This is a genomic window from Paenibacillus sp. HW567, from assembly GCF_000374185.1.
GTDB lineage: Bacteria > Bacillota > Bacilli > Paenibacillales > Paenibacillaceae > Paenibacillus_AQ.
The window spans coordinates 4,086,233-4,104,068 of the sequence record NZ_KB910518.1 but is presented as its reverse complement, the minus strand read 5'-3'; the positions used below and the strand labels follow the sequence as shown (position 1 = coordinate 4,104,068).

Sequence of the window (17,836 nt, the reverse complement as noted above, 5' to 3'; positions counted from 1 at the left end):
CAATCCGCTGAACTGTATTATTTGAACGGGTGAAGCTTATGTATCAATTGCGAACAAGCAGACACACTCCCTGCATTATACACCAGTAGATCGTCAGACTCGAAATGTTGGAGTTCAAACGATCTCCGCCGAACGGATTAGAGCGTAGAGATTACGCTGCGCTTATCAGGACCCGCGAACAGAACCATCTCCTGTTCGGAAGAGTCTGCCCGTTTGTAAACGGACTGAGCCGCTCTTATGTCTACCCGAAGTCGTTTTTCCGCAAGCGAACGGACTCCAGTGCCTTTATGGGCGGACATTCACTCCAAATATACCTGCTGAAGAGGCAATAAGTGCTTTACGGTCCGTTGGCTCGGCTAAATGTATCTCTTTCGGGAAAATAAAGGCTCTACGGTCCGTCAGGAACAGGAGGATGGATTCGACGAATCCTCTCTCCCCGAACCACAATTCGTTCTAAGTCACAGCTTTAGAACCGGTGCTGTATCCGATGATGGGGAGCGAAGCTATAGACAAAGGGAGTGTGGTCAGCCGCGGCGGCTGATCGCACTCCCTAACAAAGGTCTAGCCTGGTATTTCCAGAGCTTAAGGCTCTAAACCGGACACCAGTGTGCCGTTCTGGTACAGGGTGACATGATTCCAGAGGCTGTAGGCTGTCTTGGCCGCATCAAAGGAATAGTCGTTGGTCTCGTTAAAATTGCTCCAGTCGCTTTTGAACAGACGAAGCTGGATATCTCCGGTCTGCGCTCCGGCCGGGAGACTGCCCGCTCCAGAGGTAAAGCCGACTTCCGCGTAGGAATCCGCACCCGCGGCATTTGCGGTCCCAAAGGTCAGCGTCACGTTCGCCGCACCAAGCTGGGCCCAGTCAATAGCGCCGCTAAGCGGCTGTGATCCGTCTTTGGTGAAGTAGTAACGGATCTTCAGCCCGCTTAGGCTGACGGCGGAGCTGCCGTTATTTTTAATATAGAAATGGGGCTTGATCTGGCTGTCGGTAGCATTTGTATCCGCAGTCCGGTAATACAGCGCAAGCCCTCCGGTAGGCGTCGAGGTTGGCGTAGGTGTTACAGTTGCAGTCGGGGTCGCGGTTGGTGTAGGTGTTGCAGTAGGTGTAGGCGTTGCAGTAGTTGTTGGTGTTGCAGTAGGTGTAGGTGTAGGTGTCGTTGCAGGCGTAGCGGTTGGCGTAGGCGTCGGGCCGTTATCAGGAACAGGCACATAGCCGGGAGTCGTGTAGATTTTGCCCAGCACAGAGGTTGCGAGTGTTCCATAGGAGCCATTCACAACGGTTTTGCCCCAATCGGTTAAGTTGCCGGAAGGTCCGTTAGACAAGTCGAGATATTCGACCCCTCCGCCGTTTCCGTACCAGGACCAAGCCAGCCATCCGACGCCTTTTTCCTGTGAATAGCTCATTATCGTCGCTTCGTCTACATCTCCGCCGGTATGCTTGAAGCCGAACTCACCGACAATGACCGGCACACCAATGGCGAGGGCGTTATCGATGTTGCTTTTCACTGTTGCTGCTGTTCCTCCGGCATATTCATACATATGGATGGAGAAGATGGTATTGCGCAAAGGGTCGGAATTGAACACGGCATTGCCGCTTGTGAAGATGGAGGTTGGATATTGTCCCCACCCTGCGGCATCTACAACCAGCGTGTTCTTGATTCCGGCAGCCCGGAGGGCGGGAATGGCGGACTGGTAGGCGCTGGCCCAGGAAGCTGTACCCCAGGAGCCGAACCATTCGTTCGCAATGTTGACGATGACCCGGTCTTCTTTGCCAATCAGGGCATCCTTGATGCTGATCCAATAGTTCACGGCCGCGTTCAGGTCGGAGGCGTTGTCCGAGCCGGTCGCGTCATGCACCTCAAGCATGGCAGTCAGCTTGTATTGATCGCACAGCGCGAGGATATTCTTCACATCGGACAGGCTGTCGAGGGACCACTTGCTCCCATTGGACAGCACGATGCGAATTGTATTGGAGCCGGTTGCCGCAATGGCCGGAATGGCTGTCGCCAGATCGTTTTTGTACCAGGTATGGGCATGATTGACACCTCTCATTACAAAGGGGCTGCCTGTTGCGTCATATAACTTGGTACCGCTTACATAAAAGCCCTTAACCGAGGCCCCCGCCGCTGCCGCTTGCTTCTGAGGAATAGAGAAGGAGAGGAGAAGTGCACAGGCTAAAGCTACAAGACTAAAGCTTCGGAACGAAAAACGCTTGCCGGATTTCATTACAAGTTCCTCCTTGTCAACATTGGATTTTTCATTTTGTCTGCGTATACTCTCAGAAGTGTATGACGAACCTGGCCCCAGACCACCTCCTGACATCCATATATATCCAAGATAACATAAAAAGGTTTGTTTGGGTATGTTTATATAGTTAGGATAACAAAAAAATCATCACACCCTTATTTACTTCTTTTGCAGTACAAAAGCGATAAAGTTCAAGTATTTCCCGCCGCCGGCTTCCATTGTTTTGCGGTCATTAACCGCAATCTCATTTTCTTGGTTCAGCCACACGTCCCAGAGCTCCTCATTGCCCTCCATCTCGTAGATGGAAATGACGTTGGCGTCTTTACATTGATTTAAAATTTCTGTCCAGTAGTGAATATCACGCAGGTAGATAAGCTGTTCCGGCGTCCATGAGAGAAGTAATTCTTCCGGCAGATTATCATGGCAATCTTTTTTCATACCGGGAACACAGGCATAAATATAACCGCCGCTTTTGACGAAAGGCAGTAGCTTTGCATCCAGGTATTCCGGGTCGCGTCCCCAATAATTATAAGAATCCGTGCTTACTACCGCATCGAAAAATTCTTTTTCAAATGGCAAATTGGTGGCGTCGGCCTTGACCGGTATAATCTGTTCGCGGGTTAACCCCATCTCATCCCAAAAATCCCGGTTTACCTGCGGTTCGCTCCAAAGATCGGCGGCGTAAACAGTGAACCCGTAATCTTGAGCAAGCATAATGCTGGTAACCCCTTGCCCGCTGCCCAAGTCGCAAACAAGGCTTCCGGCAGGAATGTTATGCTGGATAAGCATTTCCTCCTGCAATTTTAAGGGGTTAGGCCCCATCATTTTTGCTTGTAATTCGGGCGTATTGTATTTTTGGCTTATCATATATTTCATTGTGATTGCTCCTTTTCTTTATTCATTTTCGCTGTGTTTTTTTGCATAAAGCGCTCGATGTGCGCCGCCAGGAGCTTCGCGCCTTTCTCTTTGTCCGCGGATACGTCGTAAATACTCAACAGCAGGTGAAATGGTGCATAAAACTCAAGTGCTAATTGCTTCGGATTACTTTTGCTCAAAGCACCTTGTTCTATCATTTCGCGAAACAAATCCTCCATATAATCTACCGGCCCGCCGGCAAGGCACTTTTGATACAGCTCTGCCATATCAGGATTTCTGTATTGCTCCAATGTAATCATTCTGCGGAAATTGCAGCCAAATTCATCCTCTGTCCAAAAACGGAATTGCGCCTTGATGAAAGCGTCAATGTTATCTACAGAAGTATGGTGGTATGGCAATGGCGCTTTCTCGAATACCTCTGCTGGAACCTCAAACTGCTGCGCCCGCTCATCATCCATTTGATAGATACGCTCTACAATGCTGTCAAATATATCCCGCTTATTCTTGTAGTGCTTATACAAAGCGCCTTTTGTCATTCCAAGCTCCCCGGAAACAGCGCTAACGGAAACAGCTTCATAGCCATCTCGCGCGAACAAGCGGAGTGCGGTATGCAAAATATTTTCTTTTGTACCCGGCATCTAAAAACCCCTCTCAAAAGCAGTAAACCATCGTTCACCTTATATTGTAGTAAACGATGGTTTACCTGTCAAAACATTGACAACAAATTTGGAATTGACTATACTTTCAGTAATCTTATAGCTTACATACGTTGAACGAGACAGTAGCAGCCTTTGTCCCTGTCACAGAAAGCCGGGGGGTGATGGAACCCGGTACACACAAGGATTGCGAATTACACTCTGGAGTATCTTGGGTAATGCCAAGCGGAATCAAGCGAACGTTAACTCGCTGTGAGTGGTGCGGATCTGGCCGTCAGGCTGTCCGTGCAATTTGGGTGGTAACACGGTTAATTATAGTCGTCCCTGTGTCTGATTAGACAAGGGGGCGATTTTTTTGTGGCCTGAACCACCGGGATTTGCAGGCGGCGCTGCTTGCTCAACGTGTATATGGATACGAAAATTCGAATAAAGGGGCTGTACAGCTTGAACATTATTGATGAACTGGAATGGCGCGACGCGATTAACCAGCAGACGGATGCCGAAGGATTGCGCGAATTGACGGAGACGAAGGCCGTATCGCTCTACTGCGGCGTTGATCCTACGGGCGACAGCATGCATATTGGCCACCTGATTCCATTCATGGTGCTGAAACGCTTCCAGCTCGCCGGACACCGTCCGGTGATCCTGATCGGCGGAGCCACAGGCACAATCGGCGATCCGAGCGGCCGCCAGAGTGAGCGTTCCCTCCAGACGATGGAGCAGGTGCAGGAGAATGTGGATGCGCTGACTGCGCAAATGAAGAAGCTGTTTGTGACCGAAGGCGATAATCAGGTGCGTATGGTCAACAACTACGACTGGACGCAGAAGATTAACGTCATTGAGTTCTTAAGAGATTATGGCAAAAACTTCAGCATCAACACGATGCTTGCGAAGGATGTAGTCTCCAGCCGTCTGGAGAGCGGGATTTCGTTCACTGAATTCTCCTACCAGATTCTGCAGTCCATCGACTACCTGCATCTGTACCAGCATGAGGATGTGCAATTGCAGATCGGCGGCTCTGACCAATGGGGGAATATCACAAGCGGACTGGACCTGATCCGTAAAAAAGAAGGCGGCGAAGCCAAGGTCTTCGGTCTGACCATCCCGCTGATGCTCAAAGCGGACGGCACCAAATTCGGCAAAACCGCCGGCGGCGCCGTATGGCTCGATCCGAAGAAAACAACGCCGTACGAGTTCTACCAGTTCTGGGCCAACACCGACGACCGCGATGTGGTGAAATACCTCAAGTACTTCACGTTCCTGACGAAGGAAGAAATCGAAGCGCTGGCGGAGAAGGTGGAGACGGAGCCTCATAAACGCGAAGCCCAAAAAACGCTGGCGGAAGAAATGACCCGGTTCGTGCACAGCGAGGAGCTGCTGGAGCAGGCGAAGCGCATTACCGCAGCGCTGTTCAGCGGAGATATCCGCTCGCTGACTGCGGAGGAAATCGAGGAAGGCTTCAAGGAAATGCCAACCTACACCGCAACCAAGGATTCGAAGAACATCGTGGACTGGCTGGTGGACTTAGGCATTGAGCCGTCCAAGCGCCAGGCGCGCGAGGACATCACCAAGGGAGCGATTTCGCTGAACGGCGAGCGTGTTACTGATGTCGCGGTGGAAGTGACTGCCGGGGATGCCATCGGCGGACGTTTCATCATCATCCGCAAGGGCAAGAAGAATTACAGCCTGGTCAAGCTGGGCTAAGGCTGCAAGCGGACGATCCGCAAACAAGCACAAGCCGTCAACCTCAGAGGGGTTGGCGGCATTTTTTTTGCTCACTGATATAGCACAAGTTCAAACGCAGTCCGGTTGGCACGGTTATCCAGTACCAGTTCACCGCCCTGCCGCTGCATCATTTTCCTGGCGATGGCAAGTCCCAAGCCGGTTCCTCCGTCTCCTTGCCTGGAGGAATCTCCCCGCACAAAAGGCTCAAAGATTACCGCCTTCAATTCATCGGAAATGCCGACACCGTTGTCGATGATCGCAATCCGCACCGAATCCTTTTTTTGCTCCAGCCGGATGGCGACCTCTGTGCCTTTGGGGTTGTACCGCAGTGCATTCGACAGCAGATTGGAGAGGGCGCGCCGCATCAGGACAGCATCATGGGGGACCCGCACTTCGTCAGATGGAATTTCTACATTCAATACGAACTGCTTATCCTCAAATTGCTCATAATAATCTGCCGTTGCTTCTCTAAGCAGCTCTGCAATATCTCCAGGCTCCATGTTTACGGGAAAATCAGGGCTATCCAGCTTGGACATTTGGAAAATATCATCAATGAGCGCGGTGACAAACTGGGATTTGGTATATATGAGCTGCAAATACTTCTCCCTCTTGTCCTCATTGTCGGCATATCCGAGCTGCAGCGCTTTGGCGTAGCCCTGAATGGTGGTGATGGGGGTCTTCAAATCATGGGAAAGGTCCACCAGCATCCGGTCCTTGCTCATCTGCAGTCTGTGGTTCTCGGCTTCTGTCCGCTGCAGCGATTCGGCCATGTCATTGAAATATTGCTGTACCTGTACGAATTCATCGCTTGCCTTGATGTTCAACCGCTTTTGAAACCTGCCCTGCTGCATTTCCCGGATGCCTTCGGCAATCTGCCCCAGCGGCTTGGTGATTTTTCTGGAGGTCCACAGACTGTAGAACAAGACATTCAGGCCGAACAGGAGCAGCAGAGGCAGCAGCGAGTAGATAGTAACCGTAATGGTGCCCTGGTCCACGTCGACAACCACTATCAGAAACCCTATAAAAACTGCACCGAGTGTACATGTGAACAGAATATAGGATTTGACCAGCCTGGACAAAAGGGTGTTTGACTTCAGCGGAATTCATCCTTTCTTGCGAACTTGTAGCCAAGGCCCCGTATGGTGCGGATAAATACCGGCTGTCTGGGGTTGTCTTCGATTTTCTCTCTGAGCCGCGACATATGAACCATAATGGTGTTGGCATCTTCAAAATAATCATCGTCCCACACCTGCTCGAATAGCTGTCTTTTGGTCCAGACCCGGCCCGGAGCACCCATTAAGGTCCGCAGCAGGTTATATTCAATGGCGGTCAGCGGGATTTCATGATCCTCCTTGTACAGCATGCAATCCTGATGATCCAGCTTCAAGGGCCCGATGATGGTTGGCTCTACATGCTCCTTAGGTTCTTCGGCAGCGGGATCATTAAATTCATAAGTCCGTCTGAGCATGGCCTGCACACGCGCCACCACCTCCAGCGGATTAAAGGGCTTGGCTATGAAATCATCCGCACCAAGCTGAAGGCCGAGGATTTTGTCGCTGTCCTGATTTTTGGCGGAAATAAAAATAACCGGAATGGTGTATTCCGCACGCAACTGCTTAAGCAGCCGGATGCCGTCCATCTCGGGCATCATGATATCAATGACAGCCAGGTCTATTTTCTGTTCACAGATATGTCTCCAGGCTTCAGCGCCGTTGCGCGCTTCGAGTACCTGCAGATTCTCCGTCTCCAGGAACATCCTCAGCAGCTCTACAATATCCGGATCATCATCCGCCAGCAAGACGGTTCTGCTCATTGTGGCTATACCCCTTCCAAGATAGCTTGCTTTTTCCCAGTGTAGCATCCTTATCCTTGTATCCAGCTATTGTAAGGTAAATTTAAGATTGAGGGAAGATTGGAGACAGAAGCGGGTCTTATGCTGAATCCGTAAAACTCAATACGACATGGAGGTTATATGGATGAGGATCATATCCCAAAGGCTGCTTATCTTGCCGGTTCTATTTACATTGCTGCTTGGCTGTGGCGGGGCTGAAGCGGCGGCTGCACCTGACGCCTTGACTGCCGGCCAGCTTGAACAAATTGTTGATCCGATTATGCAGGACGGGCTGGACAACCGGCATGTTCCCGGCACGGCGGTGGTTGTGACCCAGGGAGAGCAGATAATTTGGAGCAAGGGCTATGGTTACGCAAATGTGGAGCAAAAGCTTCCAGTGGACCCTGCCCGGACGGTCATGCGTGTAGGCTCAATTACCAAAACGCTCACTGCCGCAGCCGCCATGCAACTGACAGAGCAGGGAAAGCTGACGCTGCATGAGGATGTTAACCGTTTTTTGCGTACGTACAAGCTTCCGGTTTTCGAGGATCAGCCCATTACGCTGCACCATCTGCTGACGCATACTTCCGGTCTGGATGAATTTGTGTACAGAATAAATGCTTCTTCGCGCGAAGATACGCTGTCCGCAGAACAATATTTGCGCGAATATGTAAGCCCGCAGACTCCGGTTAGGGAACCAGGCCAGGAATATGAATACAGCAATGCAGGTATGGGTCTCGTCGGCAATGTCATTGAACAGGTTACCGGTTCGGGCCTGGGTGAGTATATGGGCAAGAATCTGTTCACACCGCTTAAAATGTCCAGTGCAAGCCTGACAGTTCCGGCGGGCAGCCCGGACATGGCGAAATCCTATGAGTATTCCGGGGGAGCGTACCATGAAATTCCTTACACTTATTTAAGCATTCCGGGGGCAGGGGGGCTTAGTGTCGTTCCCAATGAGTTCGCCCATTTCATGATTGCACTGCTGAACCGGGGGGCGTTCCGGGGTACGGATATCCTTGAGCCTTCCAGCGTAGATCAGATGGAGCAGAGCCAATTTGCCGAGCACCCGGATGTGGCAGGAGTAGGATATGGCCTCTTTAGGGGGCGGCTTGCCGATGGAAGCCTGACGCTGACGCATACCGGAGACATTGAAGGCTTCAGCGCCAAAATGGAGCTGATTCCCTCGCAGAAGCTTGGTATTCTGATCGTCAGCAACGGAGCTGCGGAAGGCGTGAATATAAACGATAAAATAACGGATGCGATTACCGGACTTATTACAGGAGCAGCAACCGCTGTGAAGCCATTGCCGCTTTCCCTGGAACAGTTGCGGAAATATGAGCATACCTATTTATCTGCTCCCGCGCCGCAGCAGGGCTGGGGCAAATGGTTGTATTTTCTTGGCGGCAAGAAATTCAAGATTACAGCGGCTGAAGGCGGGGTGATCCTGAGCGGGGTACTTCCAGACGGGACGGGGGAACAGCGGGAGAAGCTTTTTGTACCGGTTGCAGAGGATCTGTTCCAGGAACAAGGCGGCACGCAGCAGCTATGGTTCGACCGGCAGCATAATTTCCGCATGACCTATATCCAGGGAACCACTATGGAAGAGGCGCCGGAGTTCTGGCAGCAGCCTTCCACGCTTATTGCGCTGTACCTGGGCTGCGGATTATTAATTTTGGTGCTGTTCCTAATCTGGCTGATCCGTTATGTACTGCGCTTGTTCCACAAGACTAATAAGCCTGTATCCCTGCATATAGGCATAATTACATTATCCCTGACCGTCTTTCTGATCGTTCAGTTAAACTACGGCAATTCGGCAATCACCTTCGGGTATCCCGCATGGTATGCTTGGGGAGTTTCTTCATTGCCATTTCTCTCTGTGATTGCTGCAGTTCATCTGATCTGGCGGGATGGCGCTAAGGGCTTGCGGGATAAAGGGGCTCCGCTGGCACGCTGCGCTGCTGCAGCCGGCTCCATTGCGTATTCAGCGTTTTTATTCTATTGGAATATGCTGTCCATCCATTTCTCATAGCTTGCAGAGTTAAAAGGCTGTCAACCCTCCAAGGGTCCGACAGCCTTTCTAGTAGAAGAGCCGCGTCTCAGGTGCGCTCGTCCGTTAGATATGTTTTCACTGGTGGAGGGGAGTAGTTCAGAAATTGGCGGATCATGCCCTCGGGCGTGGTATCGGTGAGGACCATGGACCGGTGCTTCTCCGGCATGAACTGCTCCCGTGTCATCTGGTCAAGCAGGGCAATGAGCGGGTCGTAATAATGCTGGACGTTCATGATTCCGCAAGGCTTCTGATGCAGCCCTAGCTGCGCCCACGTAAAAATCTCAAAGTACTCCTCCATCGTTCCCGGACCGCCCGGCAAAGCGATGAAGCCTTCGGCGAGCTCTGACATTTTTAATTTGCGTTCGTGCATAGAGTCTACCATGATCAATTCCGTCAACTGCTTGTGTTCAATTTCCCGGCGTTTGAGAAAATGGGGCAGGACTCCGATCACGCTCCCGCCGGCATTAAGAGCAGCGTCCGCCACCTCGCCCATCAAACCGACAGTCGCCCCGCCGTAGATGAGGGTGATGCCGCGTTCTGCCAGCACTTTCCCCAGCGCATGGGCGCTTTCCTTATAGACGGGAGAAGCACCGTCACGTGATCCGCAGAATACAGCGATACTTTTCATGGTTGATAACTCTCCTTTGCATAGTAAGATCAACTCACCGGAAGCCTCTCACGGAGCACACATCTTAACGGTAGCACATCACTGGGCGGATTGCACATCGGTAATTCCTGATGGTTTGTATCTGGATTGGCAGAAATGTATATCATAAGGATATACATCGTAAAGGCGGTGGGGTATAATTGAGCCAACAAAAGGGAAAGGATGCGAGGATCATGACGACTGTAACACTCAGTAAGTGGGGACACAGCAGCGCGATTCGCATACCCAGTCAATTCATTAAGCGCTTGAACCTGGAAGAAGGATCTGAAGTCGAAATTATCCTGACACCCGAGAATGACTTATTATTGCGCCCCGTCAAAAAACCAAAAGAAGCGGACGAGGATCTGCGCGCTCATTTGCAAATGCTGCTCTCAAAAATAAAACCGGGCACATCTCATGACGAGGTCGATCTTGGAATTGAAGGAGACGAATTGTTGTGACAGTCCCGAGACGCGGAGATTTAATTTGGCTTGACTTTAATCCTCAGACCGGACATGAACAAGCGGGGCGGCGCCCAGCCATTGTGCTGTCAGATTCCAGTTTTAATGAGTTAACCGGTTTTGCCGTCGTATGTCCGATTACGACACAGATCAAGGAATATCCATTTGAGGTTGTTTTACCGGAGGGGCTGCCTTTTTCGGGTGTAATTCTGACTGATCAATTCAAAAGCCTGGATGTGGTAAAACGCCGGATCAAAGTTGTCGGACATCTCAGCCCCGAGTCGGATTGTATGAAGGCCGTTCTCCGCAATACGAGATCCATCCTGGCATGAATATGTGCTGAGGCAGTTTAAAAGAGATTATGTTTTTCCTTGCCAAGAGGAACGCATGGTCTCTTTTTTTTGAAAACTGTGTTGATAATTAGAGTAAATCATAGCTTTGTCGGGTATTTCGGCTGGGATACTTATGCTATCGTCATTAATGAAAGCGTTTAAATTCACTGGGGAGGGAATTGAATGGCGAGACTTAGATCAAAAAAATGTTTTATTCTGTTCGTTGTGGCAGCCATGCTGCTGGTGAACTTCTTAGGGGTGATAGATCCTTACCGGACACCGGTTGCTTCCGCCGCACCCGCGAGCGGTAATTTGCTGGCCAATCCGGGCTTTGAAGCGGATGGAGCGGTGACCACTGCGCCGGCAGGCTGGAAGACGGTTACGACGGCGGGGACAGTGACGACGCAGGCTGCGGGCAAAACGGGTTCTTACTCGGTAAACGTAGCTTCGACGAGCAAAACGGGGTCTTTTGACGCGCCTTCGGCGGGAATTTATCAGACCTTTACGGGACTTGAGCAAGGTACATATACCTTCCAGGCATGGATTAAGACAAGCGCCTATAAGGCGGCTTCCTCTTCCGGGCCGGATACATCCGCTTATCTGGAGGCCAAGAACACGGGAGCGCCTGTTATCCGCTCTTATATCAACGGCTATCCAAATGCAGACGGCTGGGTATTGATCGTGATGCGCAATGTCATCTCCTACAATGGTCAGGCAACAATCGGCCTCTACCTTCAGAATGCGGCACCTGGAATGTCAGTCTCCATGGACGAGGCTTCCTTCACGCTGGAGCTAAGCGACCAGAATCCGGTTCAGAACTGGGGATTCGAGAACGGGCTGAACGGCTGGACAGCGGCGGGGGATGCAGCAGTACAATCCTCTGGAGCAGATTCTGAATTGAAAGCGCTTAAGCTTGCCGCTGGTGCCAAGGTATCGCAAGCAGTTCCGCTTAAGCCGAATACGAGCTATATCGCTTCCGTAAGAGCCAAGGTGGGACAAGCAGCGGGACTAGTGAAAATCGGCGTATCAGGTATTACCAACGCACGCAGTGCTCCATCTGCAACAACGGACTATTCCTTGCTGACGGTAGGGTTCGCGACTGGCGCTAATGAGACGCAGGGCACACTCTACCTTGAGAATGCAGGAACCGTTGACGCGACCCTTGACAGCGTAGATCTGTTCGAAATGGACAATACGATTATCAAAGGTGTCGATATCTCCTTCCTGCCTTTGATCGAGGATTATAACGGCCATTATTATGCCAACGGCGTACGCCAGGATTTCTTCGATATTATGCAGAACCGGGGAGTTAACGCCGTCCTGCCGATGACATTCGTTGAAGCGGGGAACACGGTACAGGATTATCAGATGCTCAAAGGTTATTTTGACAAAACACATACCATCGCTTTAGCCCAAAGGGCAAAGGCGCACAACATGAAGTTCGTAGCGTCCTTCCACTATAGCGACGGCTGGATGAGCGCCGGCAAGGCGATCAAACCTCAGGCATGGCAGAATCAGAGCCTTGATCAGCTTCAGACGACGATGTACAACTACAATTATGATTTTCTCAAGAGCATGGACGATGCCGGCGCTCTGCCGGACATAGTCAAGATCGGTAATGAAGAGAATGCAGGGATCGTATGGGATGACGGAAAAATATGGTCGAGCGGGCGTGCGGGTTATGCCAAGCTCATCAATGCCGCCTACCAGGCGATGAAAGACGTTGCTCCGGCAATGAGAGGACATCTTCATGTCAACAACGGTTATGATCCGGCATCAACCAATGCCTGGTTTGATGCCAACACAGCCGCCGGAATCACATGGGACGGCCAGGATTATTCCTTGTACGGCGGACGGCCGACAGGGTCCATCTACAATATGCTGCGCAACAATCTGGTGAAGTGGCCGGATAAGGATGCTATTTTCGTGGAGACGGGCTTCAGCAACACGGGAACCAACTACGGAGCGTCCAACGGCTCCAATATTACGAACGGCTATTATGAGAAATCAGAGCGGGGCCAATATAACTGGCTGATTGATTATATGCAGGCCTTACAGGATGCGCCGAATCCGACGAACCAGCAGGTAGGCTTCTTCTACTGGGCCGCTGAATGGATTGAGAAAGGCGACGGCTACGATGGTCCGAACAGCCCGTGGCTGCCTGGCGGTTCCTCTGCGGAATGGGGGAACTCCGTTGGCGACCGCACCTTGTTCACCTATGATGGACAAGCCTTGGACGGAACCTACGCCTATTTGTGGAGAGGCAAGCCCATTGCCAAGCCGCTGGGCGGGGAAGTTGCATTCTCCGATGATTCGGCTACTTATGCCGTTGCTCCGGCTGGTGTAACAGGGATTGCAATGAAGGACAAGAGTGTGGAGGTCGCAGCAGGCGGCATGAAGCAGCTTGTGGCCACTGTCGCTCCTGCGGACCAAGTGACCAACTCCCGCATGACATGGGCATCGTCCAATCCAGCCGTTGCCAAGGTCAATGAAGCCGGTATCGTCACAGGCGCGGCGGCAGGCACCGCCACGATTACGGTTCGGACGGTGGATGGCGGCTTCACGGATACAAGCACGGTTACGGTTACGCAGGCTGTACCTGCCGGCAGTATCACCCTTACCGGCAACGAGCTGTCGGGCGGGGCAATGTCCCTGATTGTAGGCCAAACCTCGCTGCTCAAGGCAGTGCTGCCTCAGGTGGCAACTAATCAGGTTGTCAAATTTACTTCGTCCGATCCTTCGGTAGCTGTGTTCTTGGGTGAACCTGTACAGACAGCTACACCGGGGATCTTGTACCAGCAAAGCAATGTGACTTCCGGTGTGACCGTTATCGCCAAGAAGGACGGCAAGACGACGATCACCGCTTCAGCAATGGACGGGTCGGCTTCCCAGTCCTTTGAGCTGACGGTTGCCAAGGTGCCGGTAGATGCTGTCACGCTGGATGCTACCGATGTGAAGCTGGCCATTGGCCGCACCAAGCAGCTCAAGGCAACGGTCTCACCAGCCAATGCTTCGTTCCCGGGAGTGACATGGGCGTCCTCCGATGAACAGGTGGCGACAGTAGACAGCACAGGACTTATCACGGGCAAGAATGTCGGCACTGCCACGGTTACGGTCACAACGAAGGATGGGGCCAAGAAGGCGCAGGCTTCTGTGGTTGTCACCAATGTGCTGACAGAAACAATTACCCTTAACGTAAGCTCCGTCCGCCTCCGTGCGGGAGAGGCAGCGGCCCTCACAGCAGATGTGCTGCCTGCCGATGCTAAGGATAAAGGACTTAGCTGGACTATAGGCGACAGCTCAATTGCCACCGTGAGTGACCAGGGAACCGTCACCGCGATCCAGAACGGTACGACGACACTGACCGTCAACGCCCTTGACGGCGGGGCTTCCTTGACCATTCCGGTGATTGTCGCCGATGTTCTGAACGTAACGGGTGTCACTGTCTCACCTGAAACCGTAACGGTTGAAGCAGGCAAGACGGCGCAGCTCACTTCGGCAGTGGTCCCGGCTTCCGCCGATAATCCGAAAGTAAGCTGGAGCTCGAGCGATCCGGCAGTTGCGGTTGTGGATGAGAACGGGCTGGTCACGACGTTACAATCCGGTACTGCAATTATTACAGCTACGACGGAGGACGGCGGATTTACGGCTGCCTCGACGATTACGGCTACAGACCTCTTGTCGCAAGGCAAGACGGTAACGGCGAGCAAGTCCGCTGCCGCTAGTCCTGCCGGAAATGCAGTGGATGGCAACAATGCATCGGCATGGTCGCCAGGCGGATTCGTGGTTCCTTCGACCCTTACGGTTGATCTGGGCCAAACGGCTGTCATTGACTCCACGCTGGTCAATGCCTGGGTAGCGCAGAATTATACGATTGAAGTGTCCGAAGACGGCACGAATTATACGAATATCGCTACCCGCAACGATATTATCAGCGCGCACACGAAGAAAGAGGCAGTGATTACTACCGATGTATCTCCGGCAGACACTTATGCGCGTTATGTCAGATTAACGGTGACGGGAGTCATCAAAATCGGATCATCCCAGCAGTGGACCGGGATCAATGAATTCAAGGTATTTGGACGATTCGTCGCTCCGGTACAGTCCATTGTCTTCAAGAATGCACCGTCCACGCTGGTTATCGGCGATTCTGCTGCTTTGTCGGCCGAAATTTCCCCGGTCAACGCAGATCCGCGTCTCGTCTGGTCCACCTCCAATCTGAGTGCTGTTACCGTTGATCAGAACGGTAAGATAACAGCCGCTATGCTCGGAGGCACACAAGGCGATATTGCCGACACGGCAGTTATAGCCTTAACGGCTAAGTCTGGTATAGCAGCAAGCCAAACCATCGGGGTCAAGATTCCGATTATGGTGGAAGGGATCTCGATCTTTTATAAGGGGACCAACTTGCCCGACGACCGGCTGGACCTGATTCCAGGGCAGAAGGCCAAGCTTCACGCCAATATTTTTCAAGGCAATGCGGATTACAAGTCGGTTGTGTGGTCTTCGGATGATCCGGAAGTGGCAGCAGTAGACGCAGCTACCGGCGAAGTTACCTCTATCCGCGAAGGCACCGCCAAGATTACGCTGACTGTGGATTCGTACAAGAATCTGCCAGGGGGCAATGAATTCTCGGCCAGCATTGACGTTCATGTCATTTCTGCCCCGGCAGCTCCGGGCAATCCGAGCGCTGCGGCGAAGAGCGCCAATGCTATCGAGGTGAACTGGAGTGCAGTAAATGGTGCGACTGGCTACAACGTCTACCGCTCGGATTCAGCAGACGGTGAGTATGTCAAGCTAAATGCTGCACCGCTGCCAGGCACTTCTTATACCAACAATGGATTGAATGCATCCACAATGTATTATTACAAAGTGACGGCAGTGAATCTTGCAGGTGAATCAGACCAGTCGGATGTGGCATCCGCTAAGACGGCTGAGGGGCCGGCAACTGTCGTGAAGGTCACTTATGTCGAAGTGACTCCGGCTGAGGTCACGCTTACTGAAGGCATGAGTGCGCAGTTGACGGCTCAGGTCACGCCGCAGAATGCGACAAATCAAGCGGTAAGCTGGAGCTCCAGCGACGCGGCGGTGGCAGAGGTGAGTGCCAGCGGGGTGCTGACAGCGAAGAAGGCGGGTACAGCGACGATCACGGTTACAACCGTTGACGGTTCGTTTACGGCAACCACACAAGTAACGGTAGAGGCCGTGCCGCCAACTGTTGTGCGAGTGACTTATGTCGAGGTAACACCGGTTAAGGTGACGCTGACCGAAGGCAAAAGCTCGCAATTGACCGCGGTAGTAGCCCCGCAGGATGCGACGAATCAGGCGGTGAGCTGGAGCTCAAGCGATACAGCAGTGGCAGAGGTGAGCGCCAGCGGTATGATAACAGCGAAGAAGGCTGGCACAGCCATGATCACGGTCATGACCGTTGACGGCTCGTTCACAGCGGCTACGTTGGTAACCGTAGAGGCCGCGCCGCCGGTAGCGGTGGCCGTAACAGGTGTTAGCGTAACGCCTTCAGCCGCAACGCTGACTGAGGGCGGGAATTTGCACTTAACGGCTGCGATAGCGCCTAAGGGGGCAACGAATCAGGCGGTGAGCTGGAGCACCAGCAATGCCTCCGTTGCTACAGTCAACGCTAGGGGTCTTGTTTCCGCAGTAGCTCCGGGAACGGCAATCATTACGGTAACCACTGCGGATGGGAAATTTACCGCTTCGGCTACGGTTACGGTGCAGGCAAAATCCTCCGGGTCAGGTGATTCGGGGAACTCTGGAAACTCGGGAAACTCGGGGAATGAATCGCCATCGAAGGGGATCGTGCCAACGGTAACGGTTGATCAGAGCGGCAAGCTTAATGTGGGGGCAGCACCGGATAGCCAGGGAGCTGTAGCTGTAACCCTGTCACAGCAGGACCTGGAGCAAGCGATTAGTCTTAGCTCAGGCGGCAAACTGGAGATAGCCATCCAGCCTGATGCGGGTACTAAGGAAGTTTCAGTAGTCCTCCCTGTCGCTCAGTTGAAGGGTCAAGGGAACGACAAGGTTAATCAGATCAGCATTAATGTAGGTGGAGCAAGCGTCTCGTTCAGTACAAATCTGCTTAAAGAGTCCAGCGCAGCGGCAGCTAAGCTCCTGCAATTAACGGTTACGCATGTTGATCAGACTGCACTTCCGAATGATTTGCTTGGAGCAATAGGCAGCTCCGCTCAGGTCTATAATTTCACACTGACGCTTGACGGAACTCCGGTCACATCGTTTGAACCGCAAAATCAAGTTGAAGTCGCAATGGATTACGCGCTTAAGCCGGACGAGAATCCTAAGCAGGTAGTCATTTATTACATTTCCGACAAGGGTACGCTTGAAGTTGTCAAGAACGGCAGATATGATGCTAAATCGAAGAAGGTTATCTTCAAAGCAGCCCATTTCAGCAAATATGCCGCCGCTTATGCGCAGGTCAATTTCTCCGATCTGGCAAAAGCCGGATGGGCCGCCGATGCAATAAAAGCGATGGCAGCCAGAGAAGCGATCAGCGGGTATGGCGATGGCAGCTTTAAACCAGCGGCCGCAGTAACCCGGGCAGAATTTATCACGATGCTCTTGAACGCTTTTGACCTGGTGGATGATCAGGCCGTCAGCACCTTCAGCGATGTAAAGGCAGGAGCCTGGTATGCCTCTGCTATTGCATCTGCGGAAAAACTGGGCATCGTCAACGGCAAGCAAAGCGGAGCCTTTGGCGTTAACGACACCATTACCCGCCAAGAGATGGCGGTCATGGCCTACCGCGTTTCGAAGCTGCTGAACCTGGATTTAAAAGGCAGTTCAGCCGCCGATGCTTTTGCCGACCAGTCTAAGATAGCTGGTTATGCAGCAGAGGCAATCGCAGCTCTGAAGCAGGCCGGATTAATGTCGGGCCTTGGCGCTAACACTTTCGGACCGGAGCTCTCAACAACAAGAGCCCAAGCCGCTGTCCTGATCAATAACGTATTTGAACAAAGTAATTAAATGTAACGAT

At 52.3% G+C, this 17,836-nt stretch carries 11 protein-coding genes and 1 other annotated feature; of the genes, 5 read left to right on the top strand and 6 right to left on the bottom strand.

Annotated elements, in window-relative coordinates; genetic code table 11:
* Positions 1-582: 582 nt before the first annotated feature.
* The 3 genes from B212_RS31850 to B212_RS0118545 form a co-directional block, all read right to left on the bottom strand.
* A complete protein-coding gene (locus B212_RS31850) occupies positions 583-2,226 on the bottom strand; it encodes a cellulase family glycosylhydrolase (RefSeq protein ID WP_019912481.1) in 1,644 nt (547 codons plus the stop codon).
* A gap of 180 nt (positions 2,227-2,406) precedes the next feature.
* On the bottom strand, positions 2,407-3,123 hold the full coding sequence (locus tag B212_RS0118550) for an SAM-dependent methyltransferase (RefSeq protein WP_019912480.1): 717 nt from the start codon (positions 3,121-3,123) through the stop codon (positions 2,407-2,409).
* Entirely contained in the window at positions 3,120-3,761 is a 642-nt protein-coding gene (locus tag B212_RS0118545) for a TetR/AcrR family transcriptional regulator (protein WP_019912479.1), read from the bottom strand. Before B212_RS0118545 ends, B212_RS0118550 begins: the two co-directional genes overlap by 4 nt.
* Before the next feature lie 122 nt (positions 3,762-3,883).
* Positions 3,884-4,108: a binding site (T-box leader), on the top strand.
* Positions 4,109-4,223: 115 nt separating this feature from the next.
* On the opposite strand from B212_RS0118545, the gene tyrS reads away from it, so the two are divergent.
* Positions 4,224-5,483, top strand: coding sequence for a tyrosine--tRNA ligase (gene tyrS / locus B212_RS0118540; protein ID WP_028530918.1), 1,260 nt, complete (start codon positions 4,224-4,226; stop codon positions 5,481-5,483).
* Between the two features lie 71 nt (positions 5,484-5,554).
* On the opposite strand, the gene B212_RS31845 is transcribed toward tyrS, so the two are convergent.
* On the bottom strand, positions 5,555-6,511 hold the full coding sequence (locus B212_RS31845; protein WP_198015871.1) for a HAMP domain-containing sensor histidine kinase: 957 nt from the start codon (positions 6,509-6,511) through the stop codon (positions 5,555-5,557).
* A gap of 86 nt (positions 6,512-6,597) precedes the next feature.
* Positions 6,598-7,317, bottom strand: a complete 720-nt coding sequence (locus tag B212_RS0118530; RefSeq protein WP_019912476.1) for a response regulator transcription factor — start codon at positions 7,315-7,317, stop codon at positions 6,598-6,600.
* Positions 7,318-7,480: 163 nt separating this feature from the next.
* Here B212_RS0118530 and B212_RS0118525 point away from each other — a divergent pair, with 163 nt between their 5' ends.
* Entirely contained in the window at positions 7,481-9,367 is a 1,887-nt protein-coding gene (locus tag B212_RS0118525) for a serine hydrolase domain-containing protein (protein WP_019912475.1), read from the top strand.
* Between the two features lie 67 nt (positions 9,368-9,434).
* On the opposite strand, the gene B212_RS0118520 is transcribed toward B212_RS0118525, so the two are convergent.
* A complete protein-coding gene (locus B212_RS0118520) occupies positions 9,435-10,016 on the bottom strand; it encodes a TIGR00730 family Rossman fold protein (protein WP_019912474.1) in 582 nt (193 codons plus the stop codon).
* A gap of 212 nt (positions 10,017-10,228) precedes the next feature.
* Between B212_RS0118520 and B212_RS0118515 the strand changes: the two genes are divergently transcribed.
* The 3 genes from B212_RS0118515 to B212_RS33275 all read left to right on the top strand — a co-directional run bounded on the left by B212_RS0118515 (position 10,229) and on the right by B212_RS33275 (position 17,826).
* Positions 10,229-10,495: an AbrB/MazE/SpoVT family DNA-binding domain-containing protein gene (locus B212_RS0118515; RefSeq protein WP_036669669.1), complete on the top strand. Its 267-nt coding sequence runs from the start codon at positions 10,229-10,231 to the stop codon at positions 10,493-10,495.
* A complete protein-coding gene (locus B212_RS0118510) occupies positions 10,492-10,827 on the top strand; it encodes a type II toxin-antitoxin system PemK/MazF family toxin (RefSeq protein ID WP_019912472.1) in 336 nt (111 codons plus the stop codon). Before B212_RS0118515 ends, B212_RS0118510 begins: the two co-directional genes overlap by 4 nt.
* Before the next feature lie 183 nt (positions 10,828-11,010).
* On the top strand, positions 11,011-17,826 hold the full coding sequence (locus tag B212_RS33275; RefSeq protein ID WP_051128181.1) for an Ig-like domain-containing protein: 6,816 nt from the start codon (positions 11,011-11,013) through the stop codon (positions 17,824-17,826).
* Positions 17,827-17,836 lie beyond the last annotated feature (10 nt).

Bases quoted from the DNA above. Each gene is read 5' to 3' on its own strand.
- B212_RS31850 (WP_019912481.1), bottom strand. From the start codon at position 2,226: ATGAAATCCGGCAAGCGTTTTTCGTTCCGAAGCTTTAGTCTTGTAGCT.
- B212_RS0118550 (WP_019912480.1), bottom strand. From the start codon at position 3,123: ATGAAATATATGATAAGCCAAAAATACAATACGCCCGAATTACAAGCA.
- B212_RS0118545 (WP_019912479.1), bottom strand. From the start codon at position 3,761: ATGCCGGGTACAAAAGAAAATATTTTGCATACCGCACTCCGCTTGTTC.
- B212_RS0118530 (WP_019912476.1), bottom strand. From the start codon at position 7,317: ATGAGCAGAACCGTCTTGCTGGCGGATGATGATCCGGATATTGTAGAG.
- B212_RS0118525 (WP_019912475.1), top strand. From the start codon at position 7,481: ATGAGGATCATATCCCAAAGGCTGCTTATCTTGCCGGTTCTATTTACA.
- B212_RS0118520 (WP_019912474.1), bottom strand. From the start codon at position 10,016: ATGAAAAGTATCGCTGTATTCTGCGGATCACGTGACGGTGCTTCTCCC.
- B212_RS0118515 (WP_036669669.1), top strand. From the start codon at position 10,229: ATGACGACTGTAACACTCAGTAAGTGGGGACACAGCAGCGCGATTCGC.
- B212_RS33275 (WP_051128181.1), top strand. From the start codon at position 11,011: ATGGCGAGACTTAGATCAAAAAAATGTTTTATTCTGTTCGTTGTGGCA.